Origin of the sequence: Kitasatospora sp. NPDC056273, assembly GCF_042268845.1 — a bacterium.
Taxonomy (GTDB): domain Bacteria; phylum Actinomycetota; class Actinomycetes; order Streptomycetales; family Streptomycetaceae; genus Kitasatospora.
Map to the genome: position 1 here is coordinate 315276 of NZ_JBHJSJ010000003.1, position 24320 is coordinate 339595.

A 24320-nucleotide genomic window follows, 5' to 3' on the forward strand; every position below is an offset into this window, starting at 1 on the left:
CGCCCGTGCGGCAGTTCAGCCGACCAGCCGGGACAGCTCGATCGAGTGCCCCGTCCGCTCCACCTTCGCCCGCAGGTAGCGGACGTTGCTGGCCGACAGGTGCACCCCCGTCGGTACCCGGTGCCGCACGACGATCCCCAGGTCGGCCAGCTGCGCCGCCTTGTCCGGGTTGTTGCTCAGCAGGTCGATGCCCGTGGCGTCGAGCGCGGCGAGCATCTGGGCGGCCGCGGTGTAGTCGCGGCCGTCCTCGGGCAGGCCGAGCGCGGTGTTGGCGTCGTACGTGTCCAGGCCGGAGTCCTGGAGGGCGTAGGCGTCCAGCTTGTTGTAGAGCCCGATGCCGCGGCCCTCCTGCCGCAGGTAGAGCAGGTACCCGCCGGCCTCGCTGATCCGCTCCACCGACTCGCGCAGCTGCGGCCCGCAGTCGCAGCGGTCCGAGCCGAAGACGTCGCCGGTCAGGCACTCGGAGTGCAGTCGCACCAGGGGCGTGCCGCCTTCGGGGACCGTGCCGAGCGCGAGCGCCAGGTGCTCGGCGCCGTCGGTGAGGCCGTGGAAGGTGGAGACCTCCGCGTCGGCGCGGTAGCCGTCGGGGAAGGTCAGCGGGATGCGCACACGCGAGCGCACCGTGGCGGCGCCGGGCTGCGGCATGGGTGGGCCTCCGTGGATCGGGGGTGGGCCGGGCCGGTTCGGCGCGGACCGGGGTGGACGCGGTCGGACCCGGACGGGTCGTGGTGCGTCGGAGGTCGACCGTACTAGGTAGTTCCAATTTGAACAACTAGCGGCCGCCGGGGCCCGGCTCGACCACCGGGGCGCACAACACCCCATCAGCCCCGGCTGTTCCCACCAGGGCTTCCAGCATGTGGATGGTGCGGGACCCGCGGTGTGGACACTGCGAGACTGGCGCCGTTTCCTGGGCACGTCCCTCAGGCCCGTCGGGACACTGCGCACGCCCATCGACGACCACGGAAGGGTCCTGAAGATGTCGACGACCCCTGCCACCCCCCACACCTCCGCTCCCGGCTCCTTCGAAGCCGAGCAGCGCGCGATAGAGGCGCTCTACGCGGACGTGGTCCGCCGCAACCGGGGCGAGGACGAGTTCCACCAGGCCGTCCACGAGGTGCTGGAGACCCTGGCGCCGGTGCTCGCCCACCGCCCCGAACTCCTCGACGCCCGGATCATCGAGCGGATCTGCGAGCCCGAGCGGCAGCTCATGTTCCGGGTGCCGTGGACGGACGACTCCGGTGACATCCACGTCAACCGCGGCTTCCGGGTGGAGTTCAGCAGCGCCCTCGGCCCGTACAAGGGCGGGCTGCGCTTCCACCCCTCGGTGAACCTCGGGATCGTCAAGTTCCTCGGTTTCGAGCAGATCTTCAAGAACGCGCTCACCGGCCTGCCCATCGGCGGCGGCAAGGGCGGCTCCGACTTCGACCCCAAGGGCCGTTCGGACGCCGAGATCATGCGGTTCTGTCAGTCCTTCATGACCGAGCTGTACCGCCACCTCGGCGAGTACACGGACGTGCCGGCCGGGGACATCGGCGTCGGCGGCCGGGAGATCGGCTACCTCTTCGGCCAGTACAAGCGGATCACCAACCGGTACGAGAGCGGCGTGCTCACCGGGAAGGGCCTCGGCTGGGGCGGTGCGCAGGTCCGTACCGAGGCCACCGGCTACGGCTGCGTCATGTTCACCTCCGAGATGCTGCACAGCCGCGGCGAGAGCCTGGACGGGCGCCGGGTGGTCGTCTCCGGCTCCGGCAACGTCGCCGTCTACGCCATCGAGAAGGCGCAGCAGCTCGGCGCGACCGTGCTCACCTGCTCCGACTCCTCCGGCTACGTGGTGGACGAGAAGGGCATCGACCTCGACCTGCTCAAGGAGGTCAAGGAGGTCCGGCGCGGCCGGGTCTCCGACTACGCCCGACTGCGCGGCGGCCACGTCCGGTTCGTCGAGGGCCCGGGCGTGTGGGGCGTGCCCTGTGACGTCGCGCTGCCCTGTGCCACCCAGAACGAGCTGGCCGAGGCCGACGCGCTGGCGCTGGTGCGCAACGGGGTGCTGGCCGTCGCCGAGGGTGCGAACATGCCCACCACCCCGGAGGCGGTGCGGGTGTTCCAGGAGGCCGGGGTGGCCTTCGGTCCGGGCAAGGCGGCGAACGCGGGCGGCGTCGCGACCAGCGCCCTGGAGATGCAGCAGAACGCCTCGCGCGACTCCTGGACCTTCGAGCACACCGAGGAGCGGCTGGCCGGGATCATGAAGCACGTCCACGACTCCTGCTTCACCACCGCCGAGCGCTACGGCCACCCGGGCAACTACGTGGTCGGCGCGAACATCGCCGGCTTCGAGCTGGTCGCGGACGCGATGCTGGCCCAGGGCCTGATCTGAGCCGCTGACGGCCGTCGCCCGGCGATCGGTCAGGCACCAGGCACCAGGCACCCGGCGATCGGAGCCCGGCACCCGACCGGAGCGGGCACCGATTGTCGGGTGCGGCAGGGTGGGTCCTTCCTACGGTGAAGGTCAGCAAGGGAAGGACGGGGTTGGCGTGCTGGAGCACCTGAACCGGGCGATGGACCGGATCGAACACGACCTGGACCGCGAGGTCGACGTGGCCGAGCTGGCGCGGATCGCGATGACGTCGGAGTACCACTTCCGGCGGTTGTTCTCGATGCTCGCCGGGATGCCGCTGTCGGAGTACGTCCGGCGTCGGCGGCTCACCGTCGCCGGGGCCGAAGTCTTGGACGGCGAGCGGACGTTGCTCGACATCGCGGTCCGGTACGGGTACTCCTCGGGGGAGGCGTTCGCCCGGGCGTTCCGGGCCATGCACGGAGTCGGGCCGGGCGAGGCCCGGCGCGACGGCGCGGTGCTCGTCTCCCAGCCCCGGATGTCCTTCCGACTCATCGTGGAGGGAAGCAGCAGTATGGAATACCGGATCGTCGAGAAGCCGGACTTCCGGATCGTCGGCAGGAAGGCCCGGGTCACCCTGATCTACCTGGGGATCAACCCGGGGATCGCCGAGTTCATCAAGGGACTCGGCAAGGAGACGGTCGAACGGATCGCGGAGCTGTCCGGGGACGACCCGGCCGGGATCCTGTCGGTGAGCGACGACTTCTCGCCGAACCGCGAGGAGGGGTCCGAACTCGACTACTGGCACGCGGTGGTGGCGCGCGACGGGGCCGCCGTCCCGGCGGACCTGGATGTGCTCGACGTCCCGGCCGGCACCTGGGCGGTGTTCACCAACTCCGGGCCGTTCCCGCAGGCCCTGCAGGAGATGTGGGCGGACGTGGCCGGCCAGTGGTTCCCGTCCAACCCGTACGAGGCCCGGCCGGGTCCGGAGATCCTGCGGGTCAGCCCGGTTCCGGGCACGGCCGACGCCGAGGCGGAGCTGTGGATCCCGGTGGCGAGGGCCGTGCGCGGCTGACAGCCGACAGCTAACGGATAACAGCGAACAGATGACAGATGACAGCTGACAGATTTCGAAATCTGTCAGCTGTCATCTGTCATGTGTTCGCCCGCCCGTCTCGCCGCCCGTTCGGCCCACCCCGCCCGCCAAGCTCCGCCCCGCCCCGCATGCTGGGCCTGGAGGTGCGGGGGCCGAGGCGCCGAAAACCCGGGAGTTCCCGAGCAAGCTGCGAGGACAGACGCCATGAAGCAGACCTCCGTGACCACCAACGCCCCCTGCTGGACCGAGCTGGGCACCTCCGATCCGGCCGCCGCCCGGGCCTTCTACACCGAGCTCTTCGGCTGGCAGGCGGACGACACGGCCCGCCCCGGGGAGGGCGACTACACCCAGATGCTGGTCCGGGGCGTCCCGGCCGCCGCCATCACCCCGCGCTACGCCCCGCAGCAGCCGATCGCGTGGACGGTCTGCATCGCGGTCGCCGACGCCGACGCCACCGCCGCGAGGATCAAGGAGTGCGGCGGCCTGGTCCGGAAGGACCCCGGCGACGTCTTCGACTTCGGCCGGTTCTCGGTGGCCGCCGACCCGTCCGGCGCGGTGTTCATCCTCTGGCAGGCCCGCGCCTTCCGGGGCGCCGGGGTGTTCAACGAGCCCGGCGCGCTCGGCTGGGTGGAACTGCTCACCCGCGACCCGTCCGGCGCGCTCGCCTTCTACCCGGAGGTCTTCGGCTGGTCCGTCGCCCCGTCCGAGCACTACCCCCAGTGGGGCCTGGACGGACGGGACTTCGGCGGCATGCTGACGATGGACGACCGCTTCCCGCCCGAGGCGCCGCCGCACTGGCTGCCGTACTTCGCGGCCGCCGACGTGGACGGCACCGTCGGCCGGGCGGTGGCGCTCGGCGGGGACGTGCTGACGCCCGCCACCGGCATGCCGGGCGGCCGGCGGATCGCCGTGCTGCGCGACCCCCAGGGCGCCGCGTTCGGCGTCTACACCGCCGGTACCGAGGGCTGACCGGCACGCCGCAGGGCGCGCGAGCGCCGCCACCCGGCGACGCCCGCGCCCGCCGCCCCCGCCGTGACCAGCAGCGCCCCCAGCGGCACCACGTCGCCGATCCGGTCGTACCAGGTCAGCGTCCGGGGCGCGGTGAGCGGCAGTCGGACGGTCAGCACGCCGGTGCCGTCGGTGCCGAGCCGGGCGAGCTCCCGGCCCTGGGCGTCGAAGGCGGCCGAGACCCCGGTCAGCGAGGCCTGGACGGCCGGCCGGCCGGTCTCGGCGGCCCGGATCGCGGCCAGCGAGACGTGCTGCTCGGGCGCCCAGGTGCGCTGGAAGGTCGAGGTCGAGGACTGGTAGACCAGCACCCGGGCGCCGTCCCGGGCGGCGGTGCGGGCCATGTCGGGGAAGGCCGACTCGAAGCAGATCAGCGCCCCGACCGGCAGCGGCGCGCCCGCCCGGTCGGTGGCGGGCAGGACGTGGAAGGACGTGCCGGGCGCCCGGTTCTCGCCCGCGGCCCGGCTGACCCCGGCGATCCAGCCGAGCACCGGCCGCAGCGGGATGTACTCGCCGAACGGCACCAGCCGGATCTTGCGGTAGCGGTCCACCACGCCGGCGGGGGAGACCAGCACCGCGTCCTTGGAGATCCGCCCGTCCGCCTTGCGCGCGTCCTCCCCGGCGACGACCTCGGCGCCGCTGGTCGCGGCGAGCCGGCGCAGGGTGTCCAGCGCGGCCGGGTCGCGGTCCAGGTCGGCGGTGGTGCTGCTCTCGCCCCACACGACCAGGTCCACCGGCTGCCCGACCAGTCCGGCCGTGATCCGCGCGCTCGCCTCGAAGCGGGCCTGGGGGTCCTCGACGATGCCGGGCTGGACCAGTGCCACGGTCACGGCCCCGTCCGCGGCGGGTGCCTCGCGCAGCGCGAACAGCAGCGGACCGGAGGCCAGGACCAGCACGACGGTCCCGGCCGCGACGGCCCGCGGCCGCCGGTGCACCGCGGTCAGCGCGATCAGCGCCCCGGTGTTCACCGCCGCCACCGCCGCGCTGACCAGCCAGATCCCGCCGGCCGAGGCCAGCCCGAGGACCGCCGGGTGCTGCCACTGGGTGGCGCCGAGCAGCGCCCATGGCCCGCCGAGCGCGGGCCAGGACCGCGCGTACTCGGTCGTCACCCAGACGGCCGGTACGACCAGCAGTGCGAGCAGGGCCCGACGGGCGGTCAGCCGGGGGTGCAGCAGCCGGTGCACGGTGTACCCGACGGCGCTCTGGAGCGCCCCGAACAGCACCGCGATCACCGGCAGCCCCGGCCCGACGGACGGGACCAGCCAGTACATCGCGGTCAGGATGAACCCCGCGCCGAACCACCAGCCGCGCACCGCCGCCTCCCGGCCCGACGGCGCCCGCTGCATCAGCAGCAGTCCGGGGACGAGCGCGACCCAGGCCAGCCAGGCCTGCCCGGGCGCGGGGAAGGCGAGCACCGGAACCGCTCCGGCCGCCAGCGCACCGGTCCGCGCGCGGTACCGGTGCGGCGCGTGCGGCTCCCGTTCCTCGGCGGCGGTCGTGCTCAGGGTCGGGCTGGCGGGAGCGGAGCGACGCGACATGACCCGTATTGTCCGCTTGACGGGCGTACACCACCAGTACGCCGTTCAGCCGAACGGGTGACAAGAGCCCCATGTTCGGAACCAGTGGTCCCGGCCGTACCAGTGGCCTTGCCAGAACGGGCGATCGGAGGGGTGGCCCCAAGGAGGAGCGGCCCCGAGGAGGGCTGCCCCGAGGGGGCCCGCCCCTCCGATCACCGTGCGCGGTCCTACTCCTCGCCGCCCTCCAGGTCCCCCTCGGTCTCCAGGAACGCGGCCTGCAGCTGCTCGATCAGCTCCGGGTCCGGCTGCTCCCACAGCCCGCGGCTCGCCGCCTCCAGCAGCCGCTCGCTGATCCCGTGCAGCGCCCACGGGTTGGCGCCCGCGAGGAACTCCCGGTTGACCGGGTCGAGGACGTACTCCTGGGTCAGCTTCTCGTACATCCAGTCCGCGACCACGCCCGTGGTGGCGTCGTAGCCGAACAGGTAGTCCACCGTCGCGGCCATCTCGAAGGCGCCCTTGTAGCCGTGGCGGCGCATCGCCTCGATCCAGCGAGGGTTGACCACCCGGGCGCGGAAGACCCGGGCGGCCTCCTCGGTCAGGGTGCGGGTGCGGACCGTCTCCGGCCGGGTCGAGTCGCCGATGTAGGCGGTCGGCGCCTTGCCGGTGAGGGCCCGTACGGTGGCCACCATGCCGCCGTGGTACTGGAAGTAGTCGTCCGAGTCGGCGATGTCGTGCTCGCGGGTGTCGGTGTTCTTCGCGGCGACGGTGATCCGCTTGTACGCGGTCTCCATCTCCTCGCGGGCCGGGCGGCCGTCCAGCCCGCGGCCGTACGCGTAGCCGCCCCAGACCGTGTACACCTCGGCCAGGTCGGCGTCGGTGCGCCAGTCCCGGCTGTCGATCAGCTGGAGCAGGCCCGCGCCGTAGGTGCCCGGGCGGGAGCCGAAGACGCGGACGGTGGCCTTGCGCTCGTCGCCGTGCACGGCGAGGTCGGCCTGGACGTGGGCGCGCACGTAGTTCGACTCCGGGGCCTCCTCCTGGGCGGCGGCCAGGCGCACCGCGTCGTCCAGCAGGGCGACCACGTGCGGGAAGGCGTCCCGGAAGAAGCCGGAGATGCGCAGCGTGACGTCGATGCGCGGGCGGCCCAGCTCGTCCAGCGGGATCGGCTCCAGGCCGGTGACCCGGCGCGAGGCGTCGTCCCAGACCGGGCGGACGCCGAGCAGGGCGAAGGCCTCGGCGATGTCGTCGCCGGCGGTGCGCATCGCGCTGGTGCCCCAGAGCGAGAGCCCGACCGAGGGCGGGTAGGCGCCGTCGTTGTCCGAGCGGTAGCGCTCGACCAGGGAGGAGGCGAGCGCCTGGCCGGTCTCCCAGGCGAGCTTGCTGGGGACGGCCTTCGGGTCGACGGAGTAGAAGTTGCGGCCGGTGGGCAGCACGTTGACCAGGCCGCGCAGCGGCGAGCCGGACGGGCCGGCCGGGACGAAGCCGCCCTGGAGCGCGTGCAGCACGGCGTCCAGCTCGTCGGTGGTGGCCGCGAGCCGCGGCACCACCTGGGCGGCGGCGAAGTCCAGCACCGCGCGGACGGCCTCCTGGACGGCCTCCGGCAGTTCGGCGGTCACCTTCTCGACCGCCTCGGGCGCCCAGTCCTCCGCCTCCATCGCCTCGACCAGGGCGCGGGCCCGGGCCTCGGCCGCGTCGGTGGCGCCCAGGGTCAGCGCCGCCTCGTCCAGGCCGAGCGCCTCGCGCAGGCCGGGCAGGGCGCTGACGCCGCCCCAGATCTGCCGGGCGCGCAGGATGGCGAGCACGATGTTGACCCGGTCGGTGCCGGTCGGCGCCTGGCCGAGGACGTGCAGACCGTCGCGGATCTGGGCGTCCTTGACCTCGCAGAGCCAGCCGTCGACGTGCAGCAGGAAGTCGTCGAAGCCGTCGTCCTCGGGGCGCTCGTCCAGGCCGAGGTCGTGGTCGAGCCGGGCGGCCTGGATCAGGGTCCAGATCTGGGCGCGGATCGCCGGCAGCTTGGCCGGGTCCATCGCGGCGATGTTGGAGTGCTCGTCCAGCAGCTGCTCCAGGCGCGCGATGTCGCCGTAGGAGTCGGCGCGGGCCATCGGCGGGACGAGGTGGTCGACGAGCGTGGCGTGGGCGCGGCGCTTGGCCTGGGTGCCCTCGCCCGGGTCGTTGACCAGGAAGGGGTAGACCAGCGGCAGGTCGCCGAGGACGGCGTCCGGGCCGCACTCCGCGGACAGCGCGGCGGTCTTGCCCGGCAGCCACTCCAGGTTGCCGTGCTTGCCGAGGTGGATCACCGCGTGGGCGCCGAAGCCGCCGTCCTCCTGGGCGGCCTGGATCCAGCGGTAGGCGGCCAGGTAGTGGTGGCTCGGCGGCAGGTCGGGGTCGTGGTAGATGGCCACCGGGTTCTCGCCGAAGCCGCGCGGCGGCTGGATCAGCACGAGCAGGTTCCCGGAGCGGATCGCGGCCAGCACGATGTCGCCGTCCGGGTTCTGCGAGCGGTCGACGTACAGCTCGCCGGGGGCCGGGCCCCAGTGCTCCTCGACCTGCTCGCGCAGGCCCTGCGGGAGGGTGGCGTACCAGCGGCGGTAGTCGGCGGCGGGGATGCGCACCGGGTTGCGGGCCAGCTGCTCCTCGGTGAGCCAGTCCTGGTCGTAGCCGCCGGCCGCGATCAGGGCGTGGATCAGCGGGTCGCCCTCGTGGCCGCCCTCGCCGTCGTCGAACGCGGGGAGGTCGTCCCCGAGGTCCATGCCCTCCGCGCGCAGCCGCTCCAGCAGCCGCACCGCGCTGGCCGGGGTGTCCAGGCCGACGGCGTTGCCGACCCGGGCGTGCTTGGTCGGGTACGCGGACAGCACCAGGGCGAGGCGGCGCTCGGCGGCCGGGACGTGTCGCAGCCGGGCGTGCTTGACGGCGGTGCCGGCGACGCGGGCGGCGCGCTCCGGGTCGGCGGCGTAGACGGTCAGGCCGTCCTCGTCCAGCTCCTTGAAGGAGAACGGGACGGTGATCAGGCGGCCGTCGAACTCCGGGACGGCGATCTGGGTGGCGGTGTCCAGCGGGGACAGGCCGTCGTCGCTGGCCTCCCACTGGGCGCGCGACCAGGTGAGGCAGAGCGCCTGGAGGATCGGGCGGTCGAGCGCGGCCAGCGCGCCCGCGTCCCAGGCCTCCTCGTCCCCGCCGGCCTGGGCGTCGGCCGGGCGGGTGCCGCCGGCGGCGAGCACGGTGGTGACGATCGCGTCCGCCTCGCCGAGCGCGGCCAGCAGCTCGGGCTCGGCGCCGCGCAGCGAGGCGCAGTAGTAGGCCCTGGCCCGGGCGCCCTGGTCCTCGACGGCCCGGCAGAGCGTCTCCACGAAGGCGGTGTTGCCGCTCATGTGGTGGGCGCGGTAGTAGAGCACCGCCACCGTCGGACCCTCGGGCGTACGGGCCTCGCGCTCCAGCGGGCCCCAGGCCGGGGCGGAGGCGGGCGGGGCGAAGCCGTGGCCGGTCAGCAGCACGGTGTCGGAGAGGAAGGCGCCCAGCTCGGCCAGGTTGGCGGCGCCGCCGTGGGCCAGGTAGGCGTGCGCCTCGGCGGCGATGCCGGCCGGGACGGTGGACAGCTCCATCAGCTGGGCGTCGGGGGCCTGCTCGCCCGTCAGCACCACCACCGGGCGGGGGCCGGCCAGCAGCGCGTCCAGGCCCTCCTGCCAGGCGCGGCGCCCGCCGAGCAGGCGGACCACGACGAGCTCGGTGCCCTCCAGCAGCGCGGGCAGGTCCTCGGGGGTGAGCCGGGCCGGGTTGCCGAGGCGGTAGCGCACCGGCCCCTCGGAGGCGCGGGCGCTGAGCAGGTCGGTGTCGGACGTCGACAGCAGCAGGATCATGTGAAGGCCCTCCCGGCCTCGTCGGTGGCCGGGGTGGCCGGGATCTGGGCCGGGGCGGCCGCTGGGGTGGCACGGACGGCCGCGCGGTCGACCGGGGTGGTCGCGGCGCGGGCCGGGGCGGTCGCACGGTCGACCGGGGTGGTCGTGGCGGCGGCCGGAACGGGCATGACGGCGGTCGGGACAGCCGCGGTGGCGGTCGGGACGGCCGTGGTGGCGGCCGGGGACGCGGGCGCGGGCATGCGACAGCGCTGGAACATTTCTGCCTTCCTCGGGGTCCGCGCCCCGGGCCGGTGGAGGACGGCAGGAGTTCCTGGCTCCCGCGGCCGACCGGTCTACCGGTGAACCGCGGTCACAGTGGCGGGACCGCACCGGGTTCGCACCGGTTTCCTCCCCTGCGCCGTCGCTGGCGTGCGGACGGTCCGTGAGGGACCGCCCGCCAGCATCGTACGGGGTGCGGCTGACCTGGGGGAGGGTGAGCTTTCGGACGTCCGGCCGACGGGGCTCGGATGTCCGGCGGACGGGGGCTCGGGGTGTCCGGCAGGTGCGGCGGGGGCGGGGCCGGGGTGTGATGCAGCGGACGGAGGCAAGCGATCGGATCATCTGTATGCTCGCCGCCATGCCACCGACACCCGACGCCACCGCGCCGGGCGCCGCAGGACCCGACCGGGAGGTGCCCGACCGGGGGCGTGCGGACGCCTGCCCCGGAGCACTTCGTCTGCATACGGCCGACGACGGCGCCCTCGCCCGGATCCGCCTGCCCGGCGGCCTGCTGACGGACCGTCAGGCCCTCGCGCTGGCCGAGGCCGCCGAGGCCCTCGGCGACGGCGAGTTGGAGACCACCTCGCGCGGCAACGTCCAGCTGCGCGGCCTGGCCCCGCACTGCGCGGCCGAGCTCGCCGACCGGCTGCGCGCCGTCGGGCTGCTGCCCTCGGACACCCACGAGCGGGTCCGCAACATCGTCGCCTCGCCGACGGCCGGACTGGACACCGCCGCCGAGGGAGCCGTCGGCAACGCCGATGTGCAGTCCTGGGTACGGGAGTTGGACGCGCGGCTGTGCGCCGCCGACTGGGCGGCCGGGCTGTCCGGCAAGTTCCTGTTCGCACTGGACGACGGGCGGGGCGACGTCGCCGCGCTCGACGCCGATGTGACATTGGTCGCAGGCCCGGACGGCACGCGGTTGCTGCGCCTCGGACGCGACGGACGCGGACACCCGGTCGAGGCCGGGCGGGAGGTCGCGGCCGTGCTGGACGCGGCCCGCTCCTTCCTGGCGGCGCTGCGGACGCACGGGCGCAAGGCCTGGCACCTGCGCGAGGTCCCCGAACTGCTGCCGGCCGGCACGGTGCCGCTGCCCGCCTTCGCCGGCACCGCGCCGGTCGTCGGTGCGCTACCCGGCGGGCTCTCGGTGGGGCTGCGGTTCGGCCGGGCGAGCGCCGGGCAGTGGCGGACGCTGGTCGCCGCCTCGGCCGGTGAGCTGCGGCTGACCCCCTGGCGCGGGGCCGTGCTGCCCGGCGCCCCGGCCGACCGGCTGCCGGGGCTCGCCGCGGCCGGCTTCCGAACCGAGCCCGGCTCGGTCTGGGAGCGGGCCACCGCCTGCACCGGGCTGCCGGGCTGCGCCAAGTCGTTGGCCGACGTCCGTACGGACGCGGCCCGGGCGCTGGACTCGGGTGCCACCGTGAGGGCTGGTGCCACGGTGAGGGCCGGTGCCGTCGTGAGGACCGGTGCCGGCCCCGATGGTCTGCTGCCCGTCCACTGGTCGGGCTGTGAACGGCGCTGCGGCCACCCGGCCGGGCGGTGGGTGGACGTGCTCGCCACGGGGCGCGGCTACCGGGTGACGGTGAACGGGGCGAACGCCGACGTGCCGGAGCCCGATGCGGCGAAGGCCCATGAGATGAACGCCGTTGTGACGAACGCCGTTGTGACGAACGAGGAGATGGCCGAGGCGGTCGCCGAGGCCAGGAGGACCACGAAGTGATCGAGTACGAGAAGGACGGCGCGTCCATCTACCGCCAGTCCTTTGCCACCATCCGCGCGGAGGCCGATCTGGCCGCCCTCCCGGCGGACGTCTCCCAGGTCGCGGTGCGGATGATCCACGCCTGCGGGATGGTCGACCTGGTCGAGGACCTGGTGTACTCGCCCGGTGTGGTCGCCTCCGCGCGCGCCGCGCTGCACGCGGGTGCGCCCATCCTCTGCGACGTCAACATGGTCGCGAGCGGCGTCACCCGTCGGCGGCTGCCGGCCGACAACGAGGTGATCTGCACCCTCACCGACCCCTCGGTGCCCGAACTCGCCCGCACGATGGGCAACACCCGCAGCGCCGCGGCCATGGAGCTGTGGCTGCCCCGGCTGGAGGGCGCGGTGGTCGCCGTCGGCAACGCCCCGACCTCGCTGTTCCGGCTGCTGGAGATGATCGAGGCGGGCGCGCCGCGACCGGCCGCGGTGATCGGCGTCCCGGTCGGCTTCATCGGCGCCGCCGAGTCCAAGCAGGCCCTGGCCGAGCACCCGTCCGGCCTGGAGCACCTGGTGGTGCGCGGTCGGCGCGGCGGCAGTGCGATGGCCGCCGCCGCCATCAACGCGATTGCGAGCGAAGAAGAGTGACGGACCGTCAGAGCAGCACGGGTCGGCTGTACGGCGTCGGGCTCGGCCCGGGCGACCCGTCGCTGGTGACCGTCCGCGCCGCCGAACTCATCGGCAAGGCCGACGTGGTGGCCTACCACAGCGCCCGGCACGGCCGGTCCATCGCACGGTCGATCGCCGAACGGTATCTGACGGATGGTCAGATCGAGGAGAAGCTGGTCTACCCGCTCACCGTCGAGACCACCGACCACCCGGGCGGCTACCGCGGCGCGTTGGACGACTTCTACGAGGAGGCCGCCGCCCGGCTGGCCGCCCACCTGGACGCCGGGCGCGACGTGGTCGTCCTCGCCGAGGGCGACCCGCTCTTCTACGGCTCCTACCAGCACATGCACAAGCGGCTCGCGCACCGCTACCCGACCGAGGTGGTGCCGGGCGTGACCTCGCTCAGCGCGGCCGCGGCCCGGCTCGGGCAGCCGCTGACCGAGGCCGAGGAGACGCTCACCGTCATCCCCGGCACGCTGCCCGAGGAGGAGCTGACGGCGCGGATCGCGGCCGCCGACTCGGCCGTGATCATGAAGCTGGGGCGCACCTTCCCGACCGTCCGCCGGGCCCTGGAGCGGGCCGGGCGGCTGGCGGACGCACAGTACGTGGAGCGGGCCTTCATGGCGGGGGAGCGGATCGCGCCGCTCGCCGAGGTCGACGGCGACACGGTGCCGTACTTCTCGGTCGCGGTGCTGCCGAGCAAGGTCGCGCCGCTGGAGCCGGAGGTCCGGCTGTCGGACGGCGTCGGCAGCGTGACCGTGGTCGGCACCGGGCCGGCCGGGCCGCTCTGGCTGACCGCCGAGGCGCGCGGCGCGCTCTCCGAGGCCACCGACCTGGTCGGCTACACCACCTACCTGGACCGGGTGCCGGAGCGGCCGGGGCAGCGGCGGCACGGCTCGGACAACAAGGTGGAGTCGGAGCGCGCCGAGTTCGCCCTGGAACTCGCCCGGCGCGGGCACCGCGTCGCGGTGGTGTCCTCGGGTGACCCGGGGGTGTTCGCGATGGCCACCGCCGTGCTGGAGGTCGCCTGCGAGGAGGCCTACCGGGACGTCCCGGTGCGGGTGCTCCCCGGGATGACCGCCGCCCACGCGGCCGCCTCCCGGGCCGGCGCCCCGCTCGGGCACGACTACGCGACGGTGTCGCTCTCGGACCGGCTCAAGCCGTGGGACGTGGTGGCGAAGCGGCTGCGGGCCGCGGCCGAGGCGGACCTGGTGCTCGCCCTGTACAACCCGGGCTCGAAGTCCCGGACCACCCAGGTCGGGCTCGCCCGGGACCTGCTGCTGGAGTACCGGGCGCCGGAGACTCCGGTGGTGATGGCCCGCGACGTCGGCGGCCCGACCGAGCGGGTGCGGATCGTCCGACTGGGCGAGCTGGACCCGGCGCTGGTCGACATGCGGACCATCCTGCTGATCGGCTCCTCGCAGACCCGGGCGGTCGAGCGGGGCGGCGGCGTGGAGGTCGTCTGGACGCCGCGGCGGTACCCGGAGGAGTGACGGGTGACAGATGACAGCGAACAGATTTCATCATCTGTTCGCTGTCATCTGTTCTCTGTTCGCTGGTATCCGTTCCCTGTTCTCCGGCTGCCGACCGCTACCGGGTCGGCTTGGTGAGCAGCAGCTCCGTGTTGTGGTCCCCGCCCGCGCCCAGCAGCGCCGCCGGGCGGCCGTTCGGGTCGTTGTACGACAGCTCGCGGTAGAGCGCCGCGAGGTTGGCGTCCGAGGTGCCGCCGAAGTCCGTCCCGTACGGGGCGGAGGACTCGATCAGCGTGGTGAACAGCGAGAGCGTGCCGTCCCCGTTGTCCGCGATCTCGATGATCCGCCCGTGCTGCGGGTAGTCGATGTGCGAGGCGGTGTTGATCTCCCAGAACGCCCGCTCCGGCACCGCGTGGCCATGCGGCGTGATCTTGTTCATGTGGGTGTGCCCGTTCACCCACGCGACCACGTTCGGGTAGCGCTGGAGCAGCGCCACCAGCTCGTTGCCGTCGTGCCGCCCCTCGAAGATGTTGCGCGGGTCCGGCAGCAGGTTGCCCATCGTGCCGCTGGTGTGGTGGCTGAAGAGCAGGATCAGCTCGTCCGTGCTCCCGCCGGTCACCTTGCGCCCGTCGGCGTCGTACCAGTGCCCGCTGTGCGCCTGCAACTGCTGCTCCAGCCAGCGCAGTTGCGCGGTGCCCAGCGAACCGTCGGCGAACCCGGCTTGGTTGGTGGTGTCCAGGCTGATGCCGACCACCTTCTCCGAGATGCGGAAGGTGTAGTAGAGCTTGCCGCTGTTCGCCATGTCCGAGGTGAAGCCGTGCCCGTACGGGCCGGCGCCGGTGACCGCCGGGTTCAGGTGGGCCTTGGCGAACTCCTTGAGCGTGAACGGCCGGCGGCGCTCGTCCGGGGTGACCTTGCGGACCAGGTCGCCACTGGCGATCAGCTTCGCCAGCAGCAGCACGGCGCCCGCCGGGTCGCGGCGCAGTGAGTCCGTCAGCTGGGCGGCCGTGGCGTCGTCGCAGCCCTCCAGCTTGTACTGGCCGGTGTACAGGTCGTTCAGCAGCCCGAGGTCCGGCAGCGAGCCCTCGATGCTGTCGTCGTGGTTGCCGACCGTGGTGTACCAGGGCGTGCGCAGGCCCGGCGCGTCGAAGGGGCGGCCGGCGGCGGACAGGAAGCCGGCTATCTGCGGGAAGCCCTTCGCCTTGTAGCCGTCGTTGTAGGAGAGTTCGGGGTTCCAGTAGGCGGCGTTGCCGGAGTTCTGCACGCCCTCGTAGCGGCTGAGGTCACCGGTGTTCTGGGCCAGCCGTCCACCGCCCATGACCTTGAGGTACCAGTCGAGTTCGGCGAGCTCGTGGTTGTCGGTGTTGTCGCCGGTGGCCATCACCATGCTGAATGGCATCCCGGTGTAGGGGCCGCCGGCGAGCGAGTTGACCCGCTCGACGAGGGCCGAGACACCGCGGGCGTTCAGGGCCTCCTGCGGCCGGTACGCGCTGCCGTTGAGCTTGGCCAGGTACTCGAAGCGCACCGGGGACTCGGTGTCCACCAGGTGCAGGTCGCTGAACTGGACGAAGCTGGCCAGCCCGGTCCGGCGGTCGTCCCGCCCGGTGGTCGCCGACGCCAGGTCGCCGCGCACCACCAGCGGCCAGCCCGGCCCGGCCGTCAGCCGCTTGTAGCCGCCGGTGCCGACCGGCGTGGCCACCTGCTCCAGCGTGGTCCCGGTGACCCTGACCGCCCGCGCGGCCGTCGTCGCCAGGGCCTGGTCGCGCGCCGCGGCCGAGGCGAACTGCGCGCCGCCCAACGACAAGGCCGACCAGGCGGCGGCCACCGACGTACCGGTGAGGAACGTACGCCGACTCATCCCTGCCACAAAAACCCCCACATGCTGGTGGCCCGGCGGGGCAGTCGACCCCGGCCGGGCCCACGTCTGTCATGAACCCGCTTCTGGCGGACCGCCAGATTACTCACTGGTAGCCGCGGCGGGCGAGGCCCGTGCGGAGAACTCTTCGGGAACGCGGGACGGCGCGACCCTCCGCAACTCGTGCACGAGGGGTTCCATCGAGCGGGGCGAGGCGCGGCCGCCGCCACCCCGGTCGGGCCCCACCAGGGCCGGTGGGGGAAAATCGGCGACGGCGTCCGGTGCGGCCGCCGGAGCGGAGCAGGACGGCGCGGGCGCCGTCGGAAACGGGGCGCAGGTGGCCGCAGCGGGATCCGAGGCGGGAGCCGGGGTCGGCGCCGGAGCGGGCGGCCGGGCCGGCCAGCTGAAGAGCAGCGGCCTGCGGCCCGGCTGGACGACGGGCGCCTGCGCCACCGCCGCCACCAGGGCCGCGTACACCGCGCTGCTCACCGGCGAGTTCCCGGACCCGGTGGTCATCACCCTCCCCAAGGGGCAGCAGCCCGCCTTCGCCCTCGCGGCCGAGCAGCTGACCGTTGCCGAGCAGCCGACCGGTACTGAGGAGCCGACCGCAGCCGAGCAGCCGACCGGCCCCGGCGGGCGCACCGCCGCCATGGCCGGGGTGGTCAAGGACGCGGGCGACGACCCCGACGTCACCCACGGCGCGCTGATCCGCTCGACCGTACGGTCCGGCGAGCCCGGTACCGGGGTGGTGTTCCGGGCCGGCCCCGGGGTGGGGACGGTCACCAAGGCCGGCCTGCCGCTGCCCGTCGGCGAACCCGCGATCAACCCGGTGCCCCGGCAGATGATCCGGGACGCCGTCGCCGAGGTGGCCGCCGCGCACGGCGGCAGCGGGGACGTGGTGGTCGAGATCGCGGTCGACCACGGCGAGGAGATCGCCCGCTCCACCTGGAACCCCCGGCTCGGCATCCTCGGCGGCCTGTCCATCCTCGGTACGACCGGGGTGGTCGTCCCCTACTCCTGCTCGGCCTGGATCGACTCGATCCGCCGCGGCGTGGACGTGGCCCGCGCGGCGGGGCGCACCCACGTGGCCGGCTGCACCGGCTCGACCTCGGAGAAGGTCGCGGTCGCGGAGCACGGGCTGCCCGAGGACGCGCTGCTGGACATGGGCGACTTCGCCGGTGCGGTGCTCAAGTACCTCAAGCGCCACCCGGTGCCCCGGCTGACCATCGCGGGCGGCTTCGCCAAGCTGTCCAAGCTCGCGGCCGGCCACCTCGACCTGCACTCGGCGCGCTCCCAGGTGGACAAGGGCTACCTGGCCGGACTGGCCCGCCGGGGCGGCGCGGACGAGGCGCTGGCCGAGGCGGTCGCGGGCGCCAACACCGCGCTGGAGGCCGTGCAGTTGTGCCGTGCGGCCGGGGTGCCGCTCGGGGACCTGGTCGCCGAGGCGGCCCGGGCGACGGCGCTCGGCGTGCTGGTGGGCTCGCCGGTCGCGGTGGACGTCATCTGCATCGACCGCGCGGGCACCGTCGTCGGCCGGGCGGAGCCGCTCGGGCCGTGACAATGTCACGGGTGTCACGACGGAGCGACAACATCGCCCGGTGACGTGAAGAACTGACGCCCAAACAGGGCAAGAATCGGACAAATGGAGCAGTAGGGCGGCCCCCCGGTTCTGTCGCCATCTCAACCATGAGATATCGTCTGGCGAGTGACAGGCGACTACCTCACCCGTATCGGCACCCTCATCCGTACCGCGCGCCAGCACCGCGGCTGGTCCCAGGCGCAGCTCGGCGAAGCCCTCGGAACCAGCCAGAGCGCGGTCAACCGCATCGAACAGGGCAAGCAGAACGTCAGCCTTGAGATGATCGCCCGCATCGGCGAAGCCCTCGACAGCGAGATCGTCTCCCTCGGCTACTCCGGCCCGATGCACCTGCGCGTCGCCGGCGGCACCCGGCTCTCCGGCGCGATCGACGTCCGCAGCAGCAAGAACGCCTGCGTGGCGATCCTCTGCGCCTCGCTGCTGACCACCGGCCGCACCACGATCCGCAGCGTCGCCCGGATCGAAGAGGTCTACCGCATCCTCGAGGTGCTCACCAGCATCGGCGTCAAGAGCCGCTGGATCAACGAGGGCCGCGACCTCGAACTCACCCCGCCCGCCGAGCTCGACCTCGCGGCGATGGACGTCGAGGCGGCCCGCCGCACCCGCAGCGTGCTGATGTTCCTCGGCCCGCTGATGCACCGCGCCCAGCGCTTCGCCATCCCGTACGCCGGCGGCTGCGACCTCGGCACCCGCACCGTGCAGCCGCACCTGACCGCGCTGCGCCGCTTCGGCCTGGAGGTCGCCACCACCGGCGGCGCCTACCACGCCTCGGTCGAGCCGGGCACCCCGCAGGACCGCCCGATCGTCCTGACCGAGCGCGGGGACACCGTCACCGAGAACGCCCTGCTGGCCGCCGCCCGGCACGACGGCGTCAGCGTCATCCGCAACGCCTCGCCCAACTACATGGTCCAGGACCTCTGCTTCTTCCTGGAGAAGCTGGGCGTGCGGATCGAGGGCATCGGCACCACCACCCTCACCGTGCACGGCGTCCCGGAGATCACCTGCGACGTCGACTACACCCCGGCCGAGGACCCGGTGGAGGCGATGAGCCTGCTGGCCGCCGCCGTCGTCACCTCCTCCGAGCTGACCATCCGCCGGGTGCCGATCGAGTTCCTGGAGATCGAGCTCGCGGTGCTGGAGGGCATGGGCCTCGACTACGACCGCACCCCCGAGTACCGGGCCCACAACGGTCAGACCCGACTGGTCGACCTCACCGTGCGCCCCTCCAAGCTGACCGCGCCGATCGACACCATCCACCCGATGCCGTTCCCCGGCATCAACATCGACAACGTGCCGTTCTTCGCCGCCATCGCCGCGGCCGCGCACGGCACCACGATGATCCACGACTGGGTGTACGACAACCGCGCGATCTACCTGACCGAGCTGACCCGCCTCGGCGCCGACGTCAAGCTCCTCGACCCGCACCGCGTACTGGTCCAGGGCCCCACCCGCTGGCGCGCCGCCGAGATGATGTGCCCGCCGGCCCTGCGCCCCGCCGTGGTCATCCTGCTCGCCATGCTCGCCGCCCAGGGCACCTCTGTCCTGCGCAACGTCTACGTCATCAACCGCGGCTACGAGGACCTCGCCGAGCGCCTCAACTCCATCGGCGCCCGGATCGAGACCTTCCGCGACATCTGACCGACCGTCACACCGCTGGCCGGCCTCACCCGTTGAGCCCGGCCAGCAGCACGGAAACCTCCAACCCGGTGTTCAGGTACTCCACGAACACCGGGTTGTCCAGTGCCCGGACGACGTGTTCCCTCCGAGTGCCCGGCGCTGTCCGGTGCCCTGCGGTGCTACTCGCCGGTGGTGCCGTCGAGGTGTTCGCGGAGGAGGTCGGCGTGGCCATTGTGGCGGGCGTACTCCTCGATCATGTGGGTGAGGATCCAGCGCAGCGAGAAGACCTCCTCGCCGTAGTGGCCCAGGACGTCCAACGACTCCGCGGCGGCCACGAGTTCCCTGGCGTGGTCGCACTCGCGGCGCCAGATCGCGAAGGCCTCGTCGGGGTCGGCTGTCTCGGCGTCGAACTCGGCGAAGGAGCCGTCGGGGTGCGCCCAGAAGCCGCGCGCGTCCTCCTTGTTGAGGACGTTGCGGAACCAGCTGCGCTCCACCTCGGCGAGGTGGCGGACCAGCCCGAGCAGGGAGAGCCCGGACGGCTCCAGCACGCGGGCGCGGAGCTGCTCCGTGGTGAGGCCCTCGCACTTCATCGCGAGGGTGTCGCGCTGGTAGTCCAGGAAGCCTGCCAGTGTGGCGCGTTCGTCGGCGGTGCGGGGGGTCTGCGTGCGCTGATCATCGGTCATCGGGCCATCCTGCCCGCCATCCGACGGGCCCGCCGCCCAATTTCCCCGTTCCTAGCCCAGGTGCTCCAGCCAGCGCAGTGCGCCCGGGACGTCGGGTGCGACGGGGACGCCTTCGGGTACGGGCGGGCGTTCCACGATGATGACGGGCAGGCCCAGTCCGCGGGCGGCGGTCAGCTTGGGGGCGGTCGCGGCGCCGCCGCTGTCCTTGGTGACCAGGACGTCGATGTCGTGCCCGCGCAGCAGCGCCTCCTCGCCCTCGATCGTGAACGGGCCGCGGTCCAGCAGGACTTCGAACGAGGGCGGCAGCGGGGGCTCGGGCGGGTCCACCGAGCGGGCGAGGAAGTGGACGCCGTCGAGGTGGGCGAAGGCGGCGACGCCCTGCCGGCCGATGGTGAGGAAGACCCGTTCCCCGCGCCTGGGCAGCAGTTCGGCGGCCGCGGCGAGCGAGGGGGCGGGGAGCCAGTGGTCCCCGTCGACGCGGGTGAAGCCGGGGCGGCGCAGCACCAGCAGGGGGACGCCGGTGGCGGCGGCCGCGAGGGCGGCGTTGTGCGAGATGCCGGCGGCGAACGGGTGGGTGGCGTCCACTACCGCGTCCACGCGTTCCGTGCGCAGCCAGTCGGCCAGGCCCTCCGGTCCGCCGAAGCCGCCGATCCGCACCTCCCCGGCGGGCAGCCGGGGTCGGGCGACCCGGCCGGCCAGCGAGCTGGTGACCCGGAGGGCGATGGGGGCGAGTTCGGCGGCCAGCGTCCGTCCCTCGGTGGTCCCGCCGAGGACCAGGACGTGTCGCATCACGCCCCGCAGGGCTCGTGCGGGCGCTCGCGGTCCGCCGAGTAGAGGTGGCTGTCGCGGAACTGCTCGGCGGCCAGGGTGCGGCCGACGATGATGACGGCGGTGCGGACCACGCCCGCGGCCTTGACCTGTTCGGCGATGTCGCCGACGGTGCCGCGCAGCACCAGCTCGTCGGGGCGGCTGGCCATCGCGACGACGGCGACCGGGCAGTCGGCGCCGTAGTGCGGGAGCAGCTGCTCGACCACGTCGTCCACGTACCCGGCGGCCAGGTGCAGCACCAGCAGGGCGCCGCTGCGGCCGAGGGTGGCGAGGTCCTCGCCCTCGGGCATCGGGGTGGCGCGCTTGGCGATCCGGGTGAGGATGACGGTCTGGCCGACGGTCGGGACGGTCAGCTCCCGCTTCAGCGCGGCCGCGGCGGCGGCGAAGGCGGGCACGCCGGGGACCACCTCGTAGGGCACGCCGGCCGCGTCCAGGCGGCGCATCTGCTCGGCGACGGCGGAGAAGACGGACGGGTCGCCGGAGTGCAGCCGGGCCACGTCCTGGCCGGCCTCGTGCGCGGCGACCAGCTCGGCGGTGATCTGGTCCAGGTTGAGCTGCGCGGTGTCGATCAGCCGGGCGCCGGGCGGGCACTCGTCCAGCAGCTCGCGCGGGACGAGGCTGCCCGCGTACAGGCAGACCTCGGCGCGGGCCAGGATGCGCTGGCCTCGCAGGGTGATCAGGTCGGCGGCGCCCGGGCCGGCTCCGATGAAGTGGACGGTCACGAGGCGTTCTCCTGAAGGGGGTTGTCGGACGTGCGGGCCGCGGTGCGGTCCTCGGCGGCACGGGCGTCGGGCTTGACGGCGGACCACTGGGTGACCGGCATGGCCTGCCGCCAGCCGGTGAAGCCGCCCACGGGGACGGCGTGGGCGACGGCGAGCTTGACGAGCTCCCCGCCGTGGCGCCGGTACCACTCGGTGAGCAGCGCCTCGGACTCCAGCGTCACGGTGTTGGCGACGATCCGGCCGCCGGGGCGCAGCGCGGCCCAGCAACTCTCCAGCAGGCCGGGCGCGGTGAGGCCGCCGCCGATGAACACGGCGTCGGGGGTGGGGAGTCCGGCGAGCGCGGCGGGGGCGGGTCCGGTCGCCACCCGGAGCCGGGGCACGCCGAGCGCGGCGGCGTTGCGGGTGATCCGCTCGGCCCGGACCGGGTCGCGCTCGACGCTGACGGCCCGGCAGTCGCGGTGGGCGCGCAGCCACTCGATGGCGATCGAGCCGGAGCCGCCGCCGACGTCCCAGAGCAGTTCGCCGGGGGAGGGGGCGAGCGTGGCGAGAGTCGCGGCGCGGACGTGGCGCTTGGTGAGCTGGCCGTCGCTCTCGTACGCGGTGTCGGGCAGGCCGGGGACGAGTGAGGTGCGGGGGCCGTCGCCGAGGTCGACGGCGATGACGTTCAGCGGGTCGCCGGGCGGGTGCGGCCAGCCGTCGGCGGGGCCGTCCAGGTGGCGTTCGGCCGGGGCGCCGAGCTGTTCGAGGACCCGCAGGCGGGCGGTGCCGTAGCCGCGGGCGGTGAGCAGTCCGGCGACGGCGGCCGGGGTGGCGGAGTCGGCGCTGAGCACCAGCAGGCGGCGGCCGGGGTGGAGGGCGAGGGAGAGGGTGTCCAGCGGTCGGCCGACCAGGCTGACGACCTCGGTGGCCTCCAGCGGCCAGCCGAGCCGGGCGCAGGCGTAGGAGACGGAGGAGGGGTGCGGCAGGACGCGCAGGCGCTCGGCGCCGACGGTCTCGGCGAGGGTGCGGCCGATGCCGTAGAACATCGGGTCGCCGCTGGCCAGGACGGCGGTGCGGCGGCCGGCGTGGGCGGCGAGCAGCCCGGGGACGGCGGGGCGCAGCGGGGACGGCCAGGGGACGCGCTCGGCGGCGACCTCGTCGCGGGGGAGCAGGTCCAGCTGGCGGGGGCCGCCGACGACGACCTCGGCCTCCCGCAGCACGGCCCGGGAGCCGACGGCGAGGCCGGGCCAGCCGTCGGCCCCGATCCCGACGACGGTGATCGGGGGTGGCAGCTCGGGCACCGGGTGGCTCCTCGTCGTTCGAATGGGCCAATGAGTGGGAAATCTGACTGGCCGGGGCAGCCTACCTGGCGGTCTGTCCCCCACCCGCTCCCCAGTCCCCCGACTCGATCAGCGCCGGCCGCTCCCGCAAGCGCGCCTCGGCCCTCGGCCCGGCGAGGTAGACCCAGGCCGCCCGCGGCTCGCCCGTCGCGGTCCGCACCGTCATCCGCCGCCGGACGTACAGCCCGGTCCCGTCGGCCCGGCACTCCTCCAGCCGGTCCAGGGCCTCCAGGGCTCCGGCGTACGCGCCAGGGCGTACTGTGACGAGCTCACCCACGATCCGACGTCCGGGCGCCGGGTCCGGCACCGCGTACGGGAAGCCGGGGCCCTCGTGCAGTGCGGCGCCCTCCAGCACGGCTGGCCGGACGTCGGCGCAGCGCCCGGCCAGGTGGACGGCATGATTGCGGCCGCCGCTGCGCAGGGTGCCGTACACGAAGAACGGCAGGGCCTCCTCGGATGCGGACACGGGTTCGACCTCCTCGCTGGGGAGCGTTCACGGTACGTCCCGCGGTCCGATTCCTGATACCGACTGGCGCACCGGGCCGTCCATGCGCTGTCATGTCGGGTGTTCGGCCAGTACCGTCCAAGGGGGACACACATGACACCGCCCGCTTCACCCTCCCAACCGGCCGCGACCCCCGGCTCAGCCCCCGACACCCCCGCCACCACCAAGGCCGGAGCCGAAGCCAGGACCGAAGCCAGGACCGAGGCCGGGGCCAAGGCCGGGGCGAGCCCCGTCCCCCGCCTCGGCGGCGCGGTCTGGCTGGCCCTCCTCGTGGTCTACATCGTCTGGGGATCGACCTACCTGGCGATCCGGGTCGCGGTCGAGACGATGCCCTCCTTCCTCTCCGCCAGCGCCCGCTTCCTCACCGCCGGCCTGCTGCTGGCCGGCTACCTCCTGGTGCGCCAGGGCCCGGCCGGCCTGAAGGTGACCCGGCGCCAGCTGGCTTCCTCCGCCCTGGTCGGGCTGCTGCTGCTGACCGGCGGCAACGGACTGGTGGTCCTGGGCGAGACCTCCGTCCCCTCCGGCCTGGCGGCCCTGCTGGTGGCCGCGGTCCCGCTGTGGATGGTGGTGCTGACGGCGTTCGGCGGCGATCGCCCGAAGCCCGCCGAGCTGGCCGGGGTGCTGCTCGGACTGGTCGGCCTCGGCGTCCTGTCGGCCCCCGCGATCGGCGGGTCGATCGAGCCGGGCGGCGTGATCCTGATCATCGGCGCCACCCTGCTCTGGGCGACCGGCTCCTTCGTGAGCAAGAAGATCCCGATGCCCGGCAACGTGCTCGCCGCGAGCGCCTACCAGATGCTGGCCGGCGGCCTCGGCGACCTGCTGGTCGGAGTGGGCCGCGGCGAGCAGCACGGAGTGGACCTCGGGGCGGTCTCCGGCCGGTCCTGGCTGGCCCTCGCCTACCTGGTGGTGTTCGGCTCGCTGCTCGCCTTCACCGCGTACGCCTGGCTGCTGCGCTCCGCCCCGCTGACCCTGGTGGCCACGTACGCGTACGTGAACCCGGTGGTCGCGGTGCTGCTGGGCTGGCTGATCCTGGCCGAGCCGCTGACCGGCCCGACCCTCGCGGGCGGCGCGATCGTGGTGGCGGGCGTCTGCCTGGTGGTGAGCGTCAGCCGGCGTCCGGGCCGCTCATCGAGCGCCGGGAGCCGAGCCCGTCCGGCGGAAACGGCGGAAACGACCGACACGGCCGATCGGGTGAAGGGGCCGTCCGCCCGTAGCTGAGCACGACGTCCGCACGCCCGAAGACGTCCTCGGTGGTCCGCCCCCGCGTTTCCGGCGCGGGGGGGGGGGCCCCCGGGGGCGGACGGCGCA

General features: G+C 74.0%; 19 protein-coding genes and 1 riboswitch. Of the genes, 9 read left to right on the top strand and 10 right to left on the bottom strand.

Features of this window, described 5'->3' with window-relative positions; translation table 11 throughout:
* Nucleotides 1–15: 15 nt before the first annotated feature.
* Entirely contained in the window at nucleotides 16–645 is a 630-nt protein-coding gene (ribA, locus tag ACFCY1_RS04625; protein ID WP_049659023.1) for a GTP cyclohydrolase II, read from the bottom strand.
* Between the two features lie 331 nt (nucleotides 646–976).
* On the opposite strand from ribA, the gene gdhA reads away from it, so the two are divergent.
* From gdhA to ACFCY1_RS04640, 3 genes are all read left to right on the top strand, one after another.
* The gene (gdhA, locus tag ACFCY1_RS04630; RefSeq protein ID WP_074004345.1) at nucleotides 977–2371 is read left to right on the top strand and encodes an NADP-specific glutamate dehydrogenase; all 1395 of its coding nucleotides are present in this window, start codon (nucleotides 977–979) and stop codon (nucleotides 2369–2371) included.
* Nucleotides 2372–2528: 157 nt separating this feature from the next.
* Nucleotides 2529–3404 (top strand): GyrI-like domain-containing protein, encoded by an 876-nt coding sequence (locus tag ACFCY1_RS04635; RefSeq protein WP_375873483.1) that lies wholly within the window; start codon nucleotides 2529–2531, stop codon nucleotides 3402–3404.
* 225 nt (nucleotides 3405–3629) lie between these two features.
* The gene (locus ACFCY1_RS04640; protein WP_375873484.1) at nucleotides 3630–4394 is read left to right on the top strand and encodes a VOC family protein; all 765 of its coding nucleotides are present in this window, start codon (nucleotides 3630–3632) and stop codon (nucleotides 4392–4394) included.
* Here ACFCY1_RS04640 and lnt read toward each other — a convergent pair.
* The 3 genes from lnt to ACFCY1_RS04655 all read right to left on the bottom strand — a co-directional run bounded on the left by lnt (nucleotide 4370) and on the right by ACFCY1_RS04655 (nucleotide 10055).
* Nucleotides 4370–5968, bottom strand: a complete 1599-nt coding sequence (gene lnt / locus ACFCY1_RS04645; protein WP_375873485.1) for an apolipoprotein N-acyltransferase — start codon at nucleotides 5966–5968, stop codon at nucleotides 4370–4372. The genes ACFCY1_RS04640 and lnt overlap by 25 nt on opposite strands.
* A gap of 206 nt (nucleotides 5969–6174) precedes the next feature.
* The gene (gene cobN / locus ACFCY1_RS04650; RefSeq protein WP_375873486.1) at nucleotides 6175–9798 is read right to left on the bottom strand and encodes a cobaltochelatase subunit CobN; all 3624 of its coding nucleotides are present in this window, start codon (nucleotides 9796–9798) and stop codon (nucleotides 6175–6177) included.
* Complete coding sequence (locus tag ACFCY1_RS04655; RefSeq protein ID WP_147409322.1) at nucleotides 9795–10055, bottom strand: hypothetical protein; 261 nt, start codon at nucleotides 10053–10055, stop codon at nucleotides 9795–9797. The genes cobN and ACFCY1_RS04655 overlap by 4 nt, the downstream gene beginning before the upstream one ends.
* Before the next feature lie 47 nt (nucleotides 10056–10102).
* A riboswitch (cobalamin riboswitch) is annotated at nucleotides 10103–10188 on the bottom strand.
* A gap of 214 nt (nucleotides 10189–10402) precedes the next feature.
* Between ACFCY1_RS04655 and ACFCY1_RS04660 the strand changes: the two genes are divergently transcribed.
* The 3 genes from ACFCY1_RS04660 to ACFCY1_RS04670 are packed head-to-tail and all read left to right on the top strand — an operon-like array spanning nucleotide 10403 to nucleotide 13907.
* Nucleotides 10403–11770, top strand: a complete 1368-nt coding sequence (locus ACFCY1_RS04660; protein WP_375873487.1) for a hypothetical protein — start codon at nucleotides 10403–10405, stop codon at nucleotides 11768–11770.
* Nucleotides 11767–12393: a precorrin-8X methylmutase gene (locus ACFCY1_RS04665; RefSeq protein ID WP_049649824.1), complete on the top strand. Its 627-nt coding sequence runs from the start codon at nucleotides 11767–11769 to the stop codon at nucleotides 12391–12393. Before ACFCY1_RS04660 ends, ACFCY1_RS04665 begins: the two co-directional genes overlap by 4 nt.
* Nucleotides 12390–13907 (top strand): precorrin-2 C(20)-methyltransferase, encoded by a 1518-nt coding sequence (locus tag ACFCY1_RS04670; protein ID WP_375873488.1) that lies wholly within the window; start codon nucleotides 12390–12392, stop codon nucleotides 13905–13907. The genes ACFCY1_RS04665 and ACFCY1_RS04670 overlap by 4 nt, the downstream gene beginning before the upstream one ends.
* Before the next feature lie 97 nt (nucleotides 13908–14004).
* Here ACFCY1_RS04670 and ACFCY1_RS04675 read toward each other — a convergent pair whose 3' ends face one another.
* A complete protein-coding gene (locus tag ACFCY1_RS04675) occupies nucleotides 14005–15744 on the bottom strand; it encodes a TIGR03767 family metallophosphoesterase (RefSeq protein ID WP_107418848.1) in 1740 nt (579 codons plus the stop codon).
* Nucleotides 15745–16078: 334 nt separating this feature from the next.
* Here ACFCY1_RS04675 and ACFCY1_RS04680 point away from each other — a divergent pair, with 334 nt between their 5' ends.
* Together ACFCY1_RS04680 and ACFCY1_RS04685 are read left to right on the top strand one after the other, a co-directional pair.
* Entirely contained in the window at nucleotides 16079–17299 is a 1221-nt protein-coding gene (locus ACFCY1_RS04680) for a cobalt-precorrin-5B (C(1))-methyltransferase (RefSeq protein WP_375873489.1), read from the top strand.
* A gap of 147 nt (nucleotides 17300–17446) precedes the next feature.
* A complete protein-coding gene (locus tag ACFCY1_RS04685; RefSeq protein ID WP_049649821.1) occupies nucleotides 17447–18976 on the top strand; it encodes a UDP-N-acetylglucosamine 1-carboxyvinyltransferase in 1530 nt (509 codons plus the stop codon).
* 158 nt (nucleotides 18977–19134) lie between these two features.
* Here ACFCY1_RS04685 and ACFCY1_RS04690 read toward each other — a convergent pair whose 3' ends face one another.
* The 5 genes from ACFCY1_RS04690 to ACFCY1_RS04710 form a co-directional block, all read right to left on the bottom strand.
* Entirely contained in the window at nucleotides 19135–19638 is a 504-nt protein-coding gene (locus ACFCY1_RS04690; protein WP_375873490.1) for a DinB family protein, read from the bottom strand.
* 51 nt (nucleotides 19639–19689) lie between these two features.
* Nucleotides 19690–20427, bottom strand: a complete 738-nt coding sequence (locus tag ACFCY1_RS04695) for a cobalt-precorrin-6A reductase (protein WP_375873502.1) — start codon at nucleotides 20425–20427, stop codon at nucleotides 19690–19692.
* A complete protein-coding gene (gene cobM, locus ACFCY1_RS04700) occupies nucleotides 20427–21188 on the bottom strand; it encodes a precorrin-4 C(11)-methyltransferase (protein WP_074004354.1) in 762 nt (253 codons plus the stop codon). The genes ACFCY1_RS04695 and cobM overlap by 1 nt, the downstream gene beginning before the upstream one ends.
* Nucleotides 21185–22468 carry a precorrin-6y C5,15-methyltransferase (decarboxylating) subunit CbiE gene (gene cbiE / locus ACFCY1_RS04705; RefSeq protein WP_375873491.1) on the bottom strand — a complete coding sequence of 428 codons (1284 nt, stop codon included), beginning with the start codon at nucleotides 22466–22468 and terminating at the stop codon, nucleotides 21185–21187. The genes cobM and cbiE overlap by 4 nt, the downstream gene beginning before the upstream one ends.
* Nucleotides 22469–22529: 61 nt before the next feature.
* Nucleotides 22530–22973 carry a gamma-glutamylcyclotransferase family protein gene (locus tag ACFCY1_RS04710; protein WP_079272471.1) on the bottom strand — a complete coding sequence of 148 codons (444 nt, stop codon included), beginning with the start codon at nucleotides 22971–22973 and terminating at the stop codon, nucleotides 22530–22532.
* Nucleotides 22974–23105: 132 nt separating this feature from the next.
* Here ACFCY1_RS04710 and ACFCY1_RS04715 point away from each other — a divergent pair, with 132 nt between their 5' ends.
* Entirely contained in the window at nucleotides 23106–24230 is a 1125-nt protein-coding gene (locus ACFCY1_RS04715) for an EamA family transporter (RefSeq protein WP_375873492.1), read from the top strand.
* The last annotated feature ends 90 nt before the right edge of the window (nucleotides 24231–24320 follow it).

Bases quoted from the DNA above. Each gene is read 5' to 3' on its own strand.
- cobN (WP_375873486.1), bottom strand. From the start codon at position 9,798: ATGATCCTGCTGCTGTCGACGTCCGACACCGACCTGCTCAGCGCCCGC.
- ACFCY1_RS04640 (WP_375873484.1), top strand. From the start codon at position 3,630: ATGAAGCAGACCTCCGTGACCACCAACGCCCCCTGCTGGACCGAGCTG.
- ribA (WP_049659023.1), bottom strand. From the start codon at position 645: ATGCCGCAGCCCGGCGCCGCCACGGTGCGCTCGCGTGTGCGCATCCCG.
- lnt (WP_375873485.1), bottom strand. From the start codon at position 5,968: ATGTCGCGTCGCTCCGCTCCCGCCAGCCCGACCCTGAGCACGACCGCC.
- ACFCY1_RS04690 (WP_375873490.1), bottom strand. From the start codon at position 19,638: ATGACCGATGATCAGCGCACGCAGACCCCCCGCACCGCCGACGAACGC.
- ACFCY1_RS04715 (WP_375873492.1), top strand. From the start codon at position 23,106: ATGACACCGCCCGCTTCACCCTCCCAACCGGCCGCGACCCCCGGCTCA.
- ACFCY1_RS04675 (WP_107418848.1), bottom strand. From the start codon at position 15,744: ATGAGTCGGCGTACGTTCCTCACCGGTACGTCGGTGGCCGCCGCCTGG.
- ACFCY1_RS04655 (WP_147409322.1), bottom strand. From the start codon at position 10,055: ATGTTCCAGCGCTGTCGCATGCCCGCGCCCGCGTCCCCGGCCGCCACC.
- gdhA (WP_074004345.1), top strand. From the start codon at position 977: ATGTCGACGACCCCTGCCACCCCCCACACCTCCGCTCCCGGCTCCTTC.
- ACFCY1_RS04695 (WP_375873502.1), bottom strand. From the start codon at position 20,427: ATGCGACACGTCCTGGTCCTCGGCGGGACCACCGAGGGACGGACGCTG.
- ACFCY1_RS04660 (WP_375873487.1), top strand. From the start codon at position 10,403: ATGCTCGCCGCCATGCCACCGACACCCGACGCCACCGCGCCGGGCGCC.